We start from the raw sequence: 14,968 nt of genomic DNA, 5'->3' as shown, positions 1-14,968 counted from the left end.
ATTATAAAACGTTTAACTTCTTTATAAAATCAAGGACTATATTACCAAAGTTGGTCATAAACAACTTAATGGCCATCGCCAGCAGGATGATACCAAAGAACTTTTTGAGCACATAGATGCCACCCTGACCAATGACCCGTTCCACCAGCTTGGTACCCTTTAGCACACCATACACCACAATAATGTTCAACAGCAAGGCAATGATGATATTGATGGTATCAAACTCGGCCCGCAGCGATAGTAAGGTGGTAAACGAACCGGCCCCTGCTATCAGCGGAAAGGCAATGGGGACAATGGATGCACCCGATGGCGAATCATGCTTGAATATTTCAACGCCTAGAATCATTTCAAAAGCCATAATGAGCAGCACAAAGGAGCCAGCAATGGCAAAGGATGAGATATCGACCCCAAACAACCCCAGTAGTGCTTCACCTACAAATAAGAAAATAATCATGATGGTAAAGGCAACCGATGTGGCCTGAAAAGCCTTGATGGGACCACTCTTCTTCTGAAGATCGAGAATAATAGGTAATGAACCTAAGATGTCAATCACCGCAAACAATACGATAAAGGCTGAAATAATCTGTAGATAATTGATGTCCATAGTATGAGGTTTTGAGCAAAGTTACACAAATATAACTCTAACAACGAAGCTTTGAATTGTTGGTTCAATGGCAGCGATATGTTATATAACAAAAAAAAGGCTGCTCACCTTTACAGATGAACAGCCCCTCAACCTAAGCTCTCATTTATCAATCCAATCCGGTGTTTAAGTCACTAATGAACTTCAACACCTCATTTGCATTTATCACTATTCTATTATTATTACGAGCTCTGCCCTGGCCGGGTTTTTCGCTAAATCATAAATATCAAACTTCAAGCGGTAATAGCCCGACTGAATGTTATAAGGAATATTACCTCCAAATAACACCAGTTCTTTCACTTCCTGCACCGTTTCCGACAAGGGAATCACCATCTCTTCAGGTTCCCAGGGCGTATCAATTCCTTTTAAAGAAGCCCCCGGTGCCACTGGCAATGCCTCCACAAATTCGAGGTTAACGCGACACTCGTTCAGCGCCACATCATCTTCAAATACCGCATCCAGCTTCATGATACCTCCGCGCGCAAACTCCTGGTTTTCAACAGGTGAAATTATTGTAACATGGGGTGATTTTTTATCACCATCGTCTTTGCTGCAGCCTATTAATACAGCAAGTATTACCAGACTTAATAAATATTGTATTCTTTTCATTGCTCTTCTTTTTTAATCAGTTCTGTTTTTGTGCATGCATCAAAAATCAAGTAGGCATTGTTGTGATGTGCAAAAGCCCCCCACATATTAATCACAATTTTATTTGCATCAAAAATATGGGCTTCCACCTTGTCATCTATGTGAATTAGCATTTGATTTGATTCATCGTATGACCACTTATGCATTTTAATCAATCCATAATCTTTATGAGCAGCAATTTCTTGTGGATCAAATTTGATTGTTCTTTCGTTAATATTCACAATGCCAGTGATTGTACGACCATAGCCCCAAAAATTAAATAATTCAATTTCATTATCCGAATTTTCAACCTGACTGATGGTCATGTAACCGAACTGATCCCAATAGCCATTTTCTTCACCATTGATTACTCCATCTCGAATACTATGATCTATCTGATTAAAACTTCCGCATATGTCACTGATTTCTAATTTCGGAGCTTCAAGCGTTGTAAAGGTCTTAACTTCACTAAATGCATAACCATTTTTTGAATACGTATAGGCTTTACAGAAATATGTAGTTAATTCAAACAATTCATCAACTACACCCGTAGTAAATAAATCATTGCGCTCACCAATTGATATTTTAATAGAATTTACAGGAAACGTATCAGAAGTACTAATCATAAAACCACTTTCTAATATATTTTCATCGCCATTAAGCATGATGTCAGCCTGTAAAAATGCACGATCAAATGAGACGCTATCAACTTCAATATCTAAAATTGGCAACTCGTCTTTCGATACCTTGTTATACTTATTTGCATCTACCGTTTCCTCGCAGGAATTAAACCATAGCAAAGCACTTAACGACAGTATACATATTTTAATTATTCCTTGTTTCATTTCAATTATTTTGCAGGGTTAATCGTTTTGTTCGCTCTCATCAATATGCGGGTTGTCCTGAATCTCGCGTCTTGGAATCTGGAACACCCAGTTATCAGCGCCCGCTGCCACCTCAAACTGACCGGGTATACTGTGATTTGAATTGTCATATGCCCGATTGATGCCCTTATATAATCGCTTCAGGTCGAAATACGAAAAGCCTTCGCCCCATAGCTCAATACGGCGCTGATGATACACATACTCAACATCCACTTCGTCCATATCCCAGCCTGGCTGACGGTTTTCCATCAAAGGACGAATAGCTTGAGTAGCCCCTGAGTTGTCTCCCATTTGTGCATAAGCCTCTGCTTCAATCAGTATCATTTCGGCAGCGCGCATATAGGGGTAATCCTGTGTCCAGTCATCCTTTCGGCCAAACTTCAGGCTGGCGTATGGGTTTTGAATATTGGGAGCTGTTTGAATATCCACTTTAAAGCGCTGATAGTCTTCCTGAGAGATACCTTCAGGGCCATTAAACAGTTGCTTACGCACATCTTCATCAGGTATACTCTGGTACAGTTCATAATCAATTAAGCGTGGCGATAGGATACCTGCATAGCCCGGACTGTTGTTTGAGATATGCGAGAACCACGAAACAAGCATTGTCTGCGTCTCAATGGTATGGCGATAACCCCAAATCCATTCAGGATTATCTGCATCCATAAAGCCACTCTTCAACTGTTCAACATTCATCAGCTCATACCCGGCATAAGCACTTCGGGCATGGTCAGCCGCCTTTTGCCACTGCTGCGACAGCATATAATAGCGCGCCAGCAAACCATGTATGACATTGCTATCAATGGAGCGTTTTTCCCCTTGCCTATCGTAATTGGCAGCCAACTGCAATGCCAAAGTCAAATCATGCTCTATCTGTTCAAATACACGTTGCACAGTATTGCGACCTTTTAGCATTTCTGCCTCTTCCTCAGCAACACCATCCAAAGTTGAAAAGTACAATGGCACGCCTGGTGCCTGCAGGTTAACAGTTTCCTTTGTGATTACTTCCTGGTACAACTGAATCAGATACAGGTACGCCATCCCCCTGACTGCGTAGGTCTCGGCCAGGCAGCTGTTGTAAAAGTCCTCATCGTAGCCAATGATGTATTCCGAAAGTTCATCGGCGATATCCAACAAGCGGTTACCATTGGCAATAGCCGTGTAAAAAGTATTCCAGATATAGGCCGTGCGCACATTGGGTGCCGAACGGTAGCGGTGCAAATAATCCCACGAGAAATAATGGCTGGTAGGTTGTGAAATATCCTGTGCCATCATATCCGTAGCATGCAAGGTCATGGTGTAGTTAAAAGTGTCGTGATCGCCCTGATAACTCACCATAAACAAGTAAAGCCCATCAACAAGTGATTTTAACTTATTGGGATATTCCCTTATTAGATCCTTTAGGTTGTCTCCTCCCTGTCCTGTTGTGTAGTCCGTGTCCAGCTCATTGGAACACGATGCCAATGACATCATCAGGATGAAGGCCCCTATTTTAAAATTCTTCAAACTCATGCTTACTAATTATAATTGTAGTGAGATACCAAATGAAACTGTTCGCAATGCCGAATAATTAAACCCGACAGCGCCATTCAAACTTTGACGCGGATCCAGGCCTTTGCGTGCCGACTTCAACCACAGGTTATCGCCGGTGAGATACACCCTGCAACTCTTGAAATTGGCCCGCTCCAATATATTTACCGGTAAGGTGTAACCAAAGGTGATGTTGCGCAGGCTGAAATACGATGCCGAGGTGTAAAAACGATCGGTGGTCATATTCGACTGGTAATCGTTTTCGAGTATCGGTACATCGGTATCGGTATTATTGGGCGTCCATCGCTTCAATATATCCCGATGGTAATTAGTACCCGGTCGGCTACCCATCAGCGACTGGTAATTACTATCCATTACGGTACCACCAATCTGAAAAGCTGTCTGGAACGAAGCATCAAAGTTTTTGTAGGTAAACGTCGAACCTAATCCACCTGTTAAGTCAGGGATAGAGCTCTTACCTGTTTTCTGCATCGTAGCCTCTTCAATATTGTCTACCGTTGTGATAGTGGCATTACCATAATGATCGTATTCATATCGATAATACAATGCACGACCAGTCTCCGCGTCTACCCCGGCATACTGGAAGTCATAGAAATCGTAGATAGAACCACCCAACTCGCGCCAGAACACACCTTCAGCATAGCCATCCTGATCTTTCGAACTTGGCAGCTTCAACAGCTCATTTTTATAATGAAGTGCATTCATATTAACACTCAGACTCATGTCCTGCTTTTTCAGCACATACACATTCATATCCAGTTCAACACCGGTATTGCGCATATCCAAGTGATTACGCCACTGGTAACTTGGCAGGCCTTCGGAAAGTGGCAACTGGTACTGAAACAGCAAATCTTTGGTGTCCTTCATAAAGAAGTCGAATGACAGATTAACGCGGTCGAACAGGTATGACTCGATACCCACGTTAAAGTTGTTACTTTTCTCCCAGGTCAAATCAGGATTACCACGTGCACTAAATACAACAGCAGCCTGGCCACCTACATCTCTTACAACATACTGATCATCGTAACCATACCAAGTACCAATGTTATCGTTACCCTGGGTACCATAACTGGCTCTCAGCTTCAGATTATTAACAAAGGAAATACCTTTCATAAAATCCTCCTCTGAGATACGCCACGATGCTCCGGCCGACCAAAAGTTACCCCAGCGACTATCCGGGTGAAAAACAGATGACCCATCGCGACGGAAGCTGGCCGACAGATAGTATTTATCAGACAGATCATACTCCACACGACTCAGGTATCCTTCCAATGCATACTCGCTATAACCCGATGTGAGGCTTCGGTATGATGAAGCATTGGCAAACTCAGGATTCGATGGATCGAAAAAGTTAGCCATGTTACCCGACAGGTTATTGTTTTTATTGGTCTTGGTTTCGTGCCCCAGCAAGGCCTTGATGGTGTGAGCTCCAAACGACTTGCTATAGTTCAACAACTGGTTAAAGTTGGTAGCCGTATAACGCTGTGATGTTTTATAACCCAAACCGCCAGCTGCTGCTGCATCACCTCCAATGGGCGTTAGAAAGGTTGACATCGTATTAAAATACAAGTCATAGGCCCCGTTAACGGTTAAGGTTAAACCCTCAATGATGTTAAAGTCAACCGAACCACGCAAATTAAAGTTATCGGCCTTATTATCATTGATATTCGCTTTAGTTGTAGCCACCGGGTTAGCCATGGTTCCAAACGGACGCCCGGTTTGTTCGCCATAATCATAAACAGGATTACCATTGTGATCCAGCAGTTTTTCGCCAGTGCTTAAATCGTACCTATACACCGGATAGATAGGAGCTACCGACTGTGTGAACATAAACAGGTTGCTCTGGCTGGCTCCACTGGCCGAAACCGAGTTCTGAATGGTTCCTGTATAAGCCACATTACCCGATAATTTAAGCCACTTATTAAAACGCTGGTCCACCTGCAAGCGTGCATTTAAGCGATCAAACTCCGACCCGTCAACAATGCCTTTATCAGACAAGTAGCCAAATGATGCGTAATAAGTCGAGCGCTCGGTACCACCGCTAAAGCTCAGGTTATACTCTTCACGTATACCAGAGTTAAATGGTTCTGTTTCCCATTCATTGCCCCATTTTTTGTCGGTAGCTGCCGGATTAATGCGCCCCGTAAAAGGATCAATCAATTCGTTATCAGCCACACCGCGATAGACATTATACTTTAAACTATTGGTGATTAAATCATTGGAAGCAGCAATACCTGCCTGTGCATACCCCAGATGCCCCAGGTAACTGTTTCGTAAACCTTCCCAGCTTAACTCATAATACTCAGCCGGATTGGTAACGATATCGTAATTAGGTACCCCGCGCGAATTAACGCCATAGCGCGAGTCAAAATTAATCCTGAAATCACCTGCTTTACCTTTTTTGGTGGTGATAAGAATAACACCATTAGCTCCACGAGCTCCGTACATTGAGTTGGCTGCTGCATCTTTCAGTACAGACAGGTTATCAATATCTTGTGCTGGAATTTGATTTAATGAGCCTTCGAAAGGCACCCCATCCAAAATAATCAGAGGTTCTTTTGATGCTGAAATAGAACCTAAGCCTCGCACAATAATCTGCCCGCCTGCTCCTGGCTGCCCGGAACTTTGAGTGATTTGCACACCCGCCAGGCTTCCTTCCAGTGACTTGGCCAGGTTGGCCGATTGCATTTTAGTCAGGCTTTCGCCTTTAACCGTACTGGCCGCACCGGTAAATGAGCTTTTCTTGGTGGTACCGTATGCCACCGCAATCACCTCATCCAATCCAATCATCTCATTCTCAAGGTAGATGGTGTAGTGTTTGGATTGATCAAGCGTGATGACTTGTGTTTGCATTCCGATAAAACTCACCTGAATACTGTTTACACCGGCCCCGATGGTTAATGTAAATGCCCCATTCATATCGGTAACCGTTCCTGTGGTTGTGCCGGGCACAACTACCGTTACCCCCGGCATGCCAAAGTCAGTCCCTTGCTCAAACACATTACCGGTAATGGTTCGGTCCTGCGCAAAGCCAACAGCTATGCAGAAGGTGGTGAATACCCAAAATAATATTAATATCTTTTTCATCTGTTTATATTTATCGTCTAAGGCCAAATGAAACTCCCATTGAAACTTAACCTTTGCCTCAATCAATATCAGCAAAGTTGTATGGCCAATTCATTCAACCACAGATTATAAATATGCACCCCTTGCGGGATGCATATTTTAGGTCGCTATAGTTTTGTAAACTTTTTTGTAACTGACAGTTCGTCTGAAGATAGCTCCAGCATATAAAGCCCTTTCCTTAATGAGGACACTTCAATGTTGGTATTCAGACTACCTGCACGGATAACGCCATTTTTAACTGACTCACCGGTCACTGAAAGAATCCTGTAGTTAAGATCATCGGACAGTACCATGTTTGAGCTAATAGTGAGTACATCATGTACTGGATTTGGATAAATCGTTATCTGTGCATCTTCCACATCATCTATACCCACACGCACCACCAAGTCAATGGTTGCCTCAGATACCAAACGTGCACCGTGTGGATCTTCTGCAATAATGGTAAGGGTGGTGACACCTAACTCCAACGGCTTAATGATTAACCCATTACCACTATGATACATCTCAATTTTATCATTATCCTTGGTAACAGTATACGTTACGGCCTCACCATCAGGGTCGGCAATGTACTCTGTTAAGTCAATAGTGTATTGCAGGTGCTTATCCACCTCGTATCTGAAGTACAAGTCCTGGATTTCAACTGGTGCCCTGTTAACATTGTTAATGCGTACGATGAAAGTGTAATTATTAACTAATCCTTTAGAGTCTTCTCCTTCAACCACCACACGGTATAATCCGGCACTGTTGTAGTCAGGTGCAAAATGCAGCTTCATATTCTGTCCATCAAATTCGCCGCTTACAAACGGATAATCCTCAGCCAGGCGCAACGTGTACTCCAAACCACCTAAGTGAGATGCATACAAGATGAAGTCAAAGGTTTCATTCTCGTCCAGTTCAATGACAAAATTCTGGTCGATGCCATAAGTTGGTCCATTGTTCTTGATGAGCTCAGCCGCAACACGAGCCTGCTTGTTTTTCGGATCATTTGATTGAATGTAAACCTTGGCTTTGTTGGTGGTATTGAACACTCTTGAACCAAACATTTCGAAATTAAGGTTCATCGACTCACCCGGTGCAACAGTTCCTTCCCATAGCGATGGCACTAACCATTCAGGACTAATTTTCTCAGTCTCTATGGCTTTTATCATCCAGCCAATTTCTGGCACGCCAAGTTGTGATACCTCTCTATACACCACTCCTTTAGAACCAAAGAGGTTACCGTCTTCATCTTCGGGTGCAATACGCCCAAGTGCTGCCGGTGAAATCATCTCTTCAGCATATATGATACGGATATAGAATGTTTCACCCCCATGGATCATTACCGGCCTCTCCAAATCAACCAGCTCTTTAACTGTTTGATTGTTGTACAATGGCTTGTCGTAACTATAGTTAACCCTTTGGCTGTAAATCAAACCTGTTTTCAGGAAATCGTCATCACCGGCAAACACCTGAACAGTATAGTAACTTTCCAAAGTATTACGATAGGTATAGTAATGCTCCAGCTGACTAAAGCAGAAGCCATCTTCTGGTGCCACCAATCGGGTAACGGTATGCACTTCGGCATCGGGTGCCCCCCAGCCAAACGTATGTAATACCTCATCATCAAGCAACTGCGTTAATACCCTGCTCTCGTTTGTAGTCTTTATGCTTTTAGATTTTAGTTTACCGGCAGTTTCTAATTGAGCCGAATAATCTGATGCATTATCAGAATAAGTTATTACATTATCAGTCGCATAGGTATCGGATAACGACATGTAGATGTACTCATAGTTGATATCCAATGAGAATCGTAAGTCGTACTTACCATCAATATTACTAATATTAAGCGTTTCGTTACCAATAAATGTATCATCGAGTGCATAAGCCGATATAGCCTCTTTGTCCAGCTTCATGGCAGGTGCTTCAACCTGTTTGGCAGTAAAGGCAACTCTGATTTTATACTCTTCAGCTATATCTGATTCCAGTAAAGCATCTTTCTCAGCAATCGTCAGGTCTTTCACAGCCTCAAAATCAATCAGCACCATCTCTCCTGAAAGCTCCTTAACCATTGTTGGCGAATTGTTCAAATAAACCCAGCCCTCCAGTTTTCCTTTAGCCGGAATTAGCAATGGCATTTCTTCCTGCCCTGTTGGCCCCCAATAAATATGCGGAAGAGATTGTACATCTGTGTAGGCATAATCAAAGCCCATTCGCCCTGATACCAAGGCATTAAGGCTTACTCTCAAATCATCCTGATAACCCAGGCTATTGGCAAAAATCTTTCCAATTCTAAAAGCTTTGGTTCCATGGTTATTCAATTCAAAATCCAGCACCCAACTTTCATCATCAGGACTATGTGGACTATTGATTTCTTCGTAGTCTACAATAAATATCTCGCCCATATCAACTGTTGCCGGAATATCTAAATCAATAGTTCCATCAACAAACAGGTTAAACGGCACCTCGTAAAGACCATCGGCCACTGTGTTGTTAATAATGGTCACTGTTTCGGTATATTCACCTGCATAAATATTAGTCGCATCGGCAATAAAGTTATGCGTAGCACTTTCACCCGGATTCAGCACCTTCTTCTCAAACGGATAAAACTCAATTGCTGTATCATCATTGATGTATGTTGAGTTATAAGCTATAGTAATACCTTCTGTGCCTGTAGCATTTTCAATACCAATAGCTGATACACCCGGTGCCATTGAAAACAGTTCACCATTGAAGTTATATTGAAACTTAAATGAACCATCGTGGCGGAAGATAACCTGCCACGATATTGGGCCTGTTGACATACCAAAACCATCAGTAAATCCTTGATATTGCACCACAAACTCATCTTCAAAAGCCTGGTAATAAACCCCGGCATTTTTATCGTTGTACAAGTCATTGTATACAAAACCAAACATCGGAGCAACCAGGTTATTGGGACCTTCCTCAGATGGTACCCTGATACCTCCCCTGGTATAAGCCTCTTCATATTCTGTAAATGATATCACACCACAATACCCAACATACATGGTATTATAGTCCGTTCCGTAATAGTTAAATGTCCAAGGCAATTCTACAGTATTCCAAAAGTCTTTTTGAGTAGCTAATTCCATTGATTTCAACTTAGTACCAGTTGTTGAAATATCAATCCACTCATAGTGCACATTAGGGTTATTTTTCTGATGAAAAGCCTGGTATTGATAATCTTTAATGGCCACACCCGATTTTAGAGCAGGCTCATCCAAATGAACCAATGCAGAGCCTTTGATACCATATTCCAGAACATTTAAACCTGTGTTAGTAATAGTCAATGAAGCAGATGCCTTCTCACCCGACATCACATTAACATCAACACTTGCTTTATCAGTTGAGATAAGCGGTGCATTAATAATAGCGCTATGCACAGGTATCGTTATAACTTCTGCATCATCAAAAGTAAGCTGCAGCTCTGCATCATACTCCCCTACAACATCAGAAACAGCTTTAATGACGAAGGTTTCAATCATTTCGGCCTTCAACTCGTAAGGGAATATACGTTCGGTGAGCAACTCAAACTTATCTGCGTTAGCACCTGTGATAACAATGTCAGTTATTATACCCGGGGCACGCCCATCATTTCTGATTAACAGATTCTGACTAATGTTGGCAAGGTGATAGTTTTCTCCAAATTCGAAAGAAGTAGCATCTGTATTCAGGTCGGCTTCGCCTCCACCTGTTACGTTAATATCCGCTCTGAAATTAAAAAATGGTTTTCCAGGCTCGTTTGTTAGAACAGGTAAGTATTCTGTGTAATCATCTACATTGAGAATGTCGGTTGATAAAGTGTAGTCAATAGCCACGGATTCGCCTTTTAACAGGACTCCAGCCGGATTAGTCACTGATTTAAACAATCCTAAGCCCGGGTTGATAAATCTAATGACCGTTCCCTGCTGTATAGTTGTTTGCCTTCCCTGAAAATAGTTGCCGATAATAGCATCATCCTGGGCATTATCGTGGGCCCAAACTGACCACCAATCAGTTCTCATAAAACCATCTAAATCATGGTAACGCACTTCCATGTTACCGTTTTTATACAGTACCAACTGGAAAGTCAGCTTATGCTGATTAATTGTTAAATCCTGCTCATTCAGGCTTCCCATTGGCATATCCTGAAACTGAACAACAAAACGATCGCCAAAATCCTGATAATAGATGGTACTGTTGATATTAGGATCAAACATAAACGGCTCCCCAATTGCACAAAATGCACGGGTAGGACTGTATTCGTTAAGAGGCGCCATTGGAAACTGGTTAAACGAACCATCCTTGGTGAATGCCAATAGTCCATATGGTGATATATATACTTTGCGTTCAACCTTACCGAAGAATGGAAAACCAAAGCTTAATTCCACCTCATGCACCCTCTTTACATCTCCATTATCATTCGTTAAGCCCGAGGCAATAGTTCCGGTAGTTGATATTTCATCCCAATCCTGAGAATATTGCTTCTCTTCGCTGAAATACCCAAATAAACTCACATTGGCATCTACGTCTTCAAAATCGCCTGGTTTATCGGCAAACTTAGGCATGTAGTAGTGTAATGGGTAATCACCATCATTCTGAATAGTGAATGTTCCGTTCAACTCATCGCCAATTGTTACATTATCAAAAGCCTCAGATTCTGGCAACAAAGTACCAACAGGCGGATTAACAGCATAGCCTGTTACTTTAATAGTATACTCTTCAGTACCATTACTGTTGTAGAAGCGGATGTAGTTATCAAACACACCAGGTGTAGTTGGCTTGTATCCGATCTTAAAAAAGGCAGAAGACAGGGCCTCAATTGTTTTTGGGGACGAATATGAGCCCGTACTCCCATTAAACAATATCTCCTTAGTATTGGCACCTCGCTCGCTGCGGTTTAAAACAAAATTGCCAAGCCCGGCATTAGTGATATAGGCTTCCATATGCTTCTCTTTCCCAATCACTACTCTTCCGAAATCAATAAGTGTTGTACCACTAATCACCGGTTCATGGCCATCTATAACTGTCGTCATACGATAGCTCAATAACTCATTGTTAAGATCATTGGTGACAGTATTCACATTAAAATGATAGGTACCATTAATGATGTTACTGGCATCGATATCATACATAACCGTTTCCTGACCTTGAGCAGATATGCGTCCTTCATCTTGCTGTAATGCTACAAAGGTGTTGCCAGGTGACAGGTAGCTAATAGCTTCAACCATATAAGCAAAACCATCCATATAGACATCAGCGAGTGAATTCCACGATTGTCCAAAATTCGAACTGTAGTAGCAATTGTTGCGCCCCCAGCCTTTATCTTCCTCAAATGCAATCGCTAGTGGGTATTTATGCCCGGTAGGCGGGTGGATAATTACCCAAAAATAACTACCCTCTTCAAAAAATAATTGTGTATTTAATGCATGCTTATAAGTATGACTTGATATATTTTCTTCTAGGGCTTGACGATGACGCAACTTGGCCGATTGAATATCGCGCCCCTCAAAAATCTCAAGCAGAATCACCTCATCAGCACCTAAGTCAACGTTTAAACGGGCTGCAATATGCGTGAGGTTAAAGCCGTTACCTGGTTCGCTATTGGTTCCGGTTTGTACACGGTAGCGTGTTGCAGAAGAACTAGGATCTTCCTCCGATGCTTCTCCAATATAGTAATAGGATGATGCGTTTAAGTAGCCCTTGAATAAAGCCGTGTCGGGCACTTGATTATATTCAACAACTGTCTGGTATGGCGATGATGCATATACAGAAGGTGTAGTGCCTGAGCTGAAAACAGTTGCTCCCTTTAAACCTGGTAATGGTTCACTCCACTCCTTATCTGTTGTGAAATCTATATTAGTCAGCCAGTTAAGGATACCTTCACCCTTGTTATATAATTTAAATTGTCCTGATGCCTTTGCTGACACATTTGCGTCTATCATATGTTCAACCATATGCTGATCAGGATATGTATAATCCACCTCTAATACAGCCTCCGGTCCGGCGGTTGTTTGTCCATCAACTAAATTTGACAATAAGGATTTGTTTCCCCACTTATCAACCGACACCAAGCCCACGTAATAGTGTGTTAATGGCTGCAGGTTATCTAATTCATATGTGGTTAGCTCATCTACCACATCTTGTTTAGCTGCAATTGTTTTTCTCGAAACCATCCCTAAATCACTCTCAGAGAATGGCTGCTCGGAATAATAGATCTCATATGATTGCGGAGCACGCCCATAGCCTGTAGCAGGCACTGAAAACTCAAGAATAAATAAATCCTGACTAGCCTCATTAATAGCTAAATTGGTAATAGTTGCCGGGCCACTATTTGTTTTATCATCAAGTGCATAAAGTGCATTAATCAAACCTGTTCCTAATTTATTATAATGCTTATGGTCTTCTGGAAATTCCCCATAGATATTATCTACCGACCCTTCCAGAATCGAAAATAGCTCTTTATTGGTCAGTCCTTTATTTTTCATGTGCGAAACCACCAATGCCGCTACCCCTGAAACATGAGGCGTAGCCATACTCGTACCTTCGAGCCATCCGTAAGAATCAACAACGGTACTAAAAATTCCATGATGCATTGGGTATTCTTCCTCTTCTGGTGTTAGTAACTCATCGTTATCCATATCTCCACCAGGAGCAGATATATTGATCCAGTTACCATAATTGGAGTAGCCTGCTTTCTCTTCTTTATAGTGAATGGCAGCTACTGTTAACACCTCAGACATATAGCCGGGATAAAGCTCATCATCCATATCAGCATTTCCTGAAGCAAAAATGACAATACCGCCTTTTAATGGACTGCCATCAAAGCGACCGGCTTCCTCGATAAAATAGCGTATACCTGCTTCAACAGCTTCCTCCCGAACACCTGGTTTTGGATACCCCCAGCTATTCTGAGAAATGACTGCCCCATTATCGGCTGCATACACAAATGAGTTGGCAATTCCACCCTGATTGCTACCATCAAAAATCTGGCAGCTCATCAAGCGCACCCCGTCATCATTACCCGAACCTCCGGCAATACCAGCTGTACCAATACCATTGTTATTGACTGCACCAATGGTTCCGGCTACGTGGGTACCATGGTTACCACCACTGATATATCCCGAATTGGATGCAAAGTTATAACCATATTTATCATCAACATAACCATTAAAGTCACTGTCCCTTCCATCGGTTCCATTAATCTCTGATTCGTTTCTCCAAATATTAGCCTCTAAATCAGGGTGTCTCAAATCAATACCCTGATCATGAACAGAAACAACCACCGAGCGATCTCCTGTACTTTTTTTCCAGGCCTCAAATAAATTGATGTGGGCCAGATCAAAACGCTCTAAAACACCTGTTGGCGCATAATGATAGTTCTGCTCCAGATATGGATCATCAAACATAAAATCATTCGTAGCGCTTTTGAGTTGTGAATTACTACTGCCTCCCTTATATGGAACAAACTTGTAGGTATGCAAACTCTTCTCTCGAATCTTCTCCGCCCTCTCGATAACAGCCAGGCTGGCAAATGAGTTAACAACCTCATTTAATTCCGCTTCTGAAGAGTAATCGATTTCATACCACAAGTGCAAACCATGTTTACGATGTTTGGCATCGCGCTGTTCACTGTAAGGAAACACACGACGCATTTTGGTTGCCCGATAGTGTGTTAGCGCATTATCCATTTCAACAATACCCACTTTTGGTGTATCGCCTGACGTGGAAGCTGATTTCAACATGACCAGCTCAACCTCGGGCTTGACTTTCACCCGAAAAGTTCCTTGGAGATGCCCCTCTTTAAATAACTGCTGTGCATTTGCAACTAAAGCAGTGAATAAAAAGACAAGTCCTACTAAATAGTACTTTAGATTTTTGCTCATTTTTGCATAATTTTGAATAAACGTGATTAAGTGTTGATTCGATTCCCAAATAATTTTGACACTAATCAGGTACGTTTAAAGTACCCCGGATAGCTGCCTGCAAAAGAGGCTTAATAGGAGGGGTAACCAAAGAAACAGACCATAGGAGAACCTCACAATGCTTCAATAAAACCTCAGCATATTGCATTATTAAATTCAAAAATACCTCTCTGGCAATATGCTATCATATTGATTTATTGCACATATCCTCCTCTCTATTTTGATTTACCAGCAAATAT

Annotated in this window: 6 protein-coding genes; all 6 read right to left on the bottom strand. The window is 42.1% G+C overall.

Annotation, left to right across the window (positions count from 1 at the left end; translation table 11 throughout):
- Position 1: 1 nt before the first annotated feature.
- The 6 genes from KEM09_RS11860 to KEM09_RS11835 all read right to left on the bottom strand — a co-directional run bounded on the left by KEM09_RS11860 (position 2) and on the right by KEM09_RS11835 (position 14,690).
- On the bottom strand, positions 2 to 604 hold the full coding sequence (locus tag KEM09_RS11860; RefSeq protein ID WP_212228564.1) for a MarC family protein: 603 nt from the start codon (positions 602 to 604) through the stop codon (positions 2 to 4).
- Between the two features lie 207 nt (positions 605 to 811).
- On the bottom strand, positions 812 to 1,252 hold the full coding sequence (locus KEM09_RS11855; protein ID WP_212228563.1) for a DUF4625 domain-containing protein: 441 nt from the start codon (positions 1,250 to 1,252) through the stop codon (positions 812 to 814).
- Positions 1,249 to 2,115 (bottom strand): hypothetical protein, encoded by an 867-nt coding sequence (locus tag KEM09_RS11850; protein WP_212228562.1) that lies wholly within the window; start codon positions 2,113 to 2,115, stop codon positions 1,249 to 1,251. Before KEM09_RS11850 ends, KEM09_RS11855 begins: the two co-directional genes overlap by 4 nt.
- Positions 2,116 to 2,133: 18 nt before the next feature.
- The gene (locus KEM09_RS11845) at positions 2,134 to 3,663 is read right to left on the bottom strand and encodes a RagB/SusD family nutrient uptake outer membrane protein (RefSeq protein ID WP_212228561.1); all 1,530 of its coding nucleotides are present in this window, start codon (positions 3,661 to 3,663) and stop codon (positions 2,134 to 2,136) included.
- Positions 3,664 to 3,672: 9 nt separating this feature from the next.
- Entirely contained in the window at positions 3,673 to 6,789 is a 3,117-nt protein-coding gene (locus KEM09_RS11840; protein WP_212228558.1) for a SusC/RagA family TonB-linked outer membrane protein, read from the bottom strand.
- 146 nt (positions 6,790 to 6,935) lie between these two features.
- Complete coding sequence (locus tag KEM09_RS11835; protein ID WP_212228556.1) at positions 6,936 to 14,690, bottom strand: S8 family serine peptidase; 7,755 nt, start codon at positions 14,688 to 14,690, stop codon at positions 6,936 to 6,938.
- Positions 14,691 to 14,968: the final 278 nt, after the last annotated feature.

Source organism: Carboxylicivirga mesophila, from assembly GCF_018271975.1.
Lineage (GTDB): Bacteria > Bacteroidota > Bacteroidia > Bacteroidales > Marinilabiliaceae > Carboxylicivirga > Carboxylicivirga mesophila.
The sequence above is the reverse complement of the archived record's forward strand: the minus strand, read 5'-3'. Positions and strand labels throughout refer to the sequence as shown.

Bases quoted from the DNA above. Each gene is read 5' to 3' on its own strand.
- KEM09_RS11850 (WP_212228562.1), bottom strand. From the start codon at position 2,115: ATGAAACAAGGAATAATTAAAATATGTATACTGTCGTTAAGTGCTTTG.
- KEM09_RS11860 (WP_212228564.1), bottom strand. From the start codon at position 604: ATGGACATCAATTATCTACAGATTATTTCAGCCTTTATCGTATTGTTT.
- KEM09_RS11845 (WP_212228561.1), bottom strand. From the start codon at position 3,663: ATGAGTTTGAAGAATTTTAAAATAGGGGCCTTCATCCTGATGATGTCA.
- KEM09_RS11855 (WP_212228563.1), bottom strand. From the start codon at position 1,252: ATGAAAAGAATACAATATTTATTAAGTCTGGTAATACTTGCTGTATTA.
- KEM09_RS11835 (WP_212228556.1), bottom strand. From the start codon at position 14,690: ATGAGCAAAAATCTAAAGTACTATTTAGTAGGACTTGTCTTTTTATTC.
- KEM09_RS11840 (WP_212228558.1), bottom strand. From the start codon at position 6,789: ATGAAAAAGATATTAATATTATTTTGGGTATTCACCACCTTCTGCATA.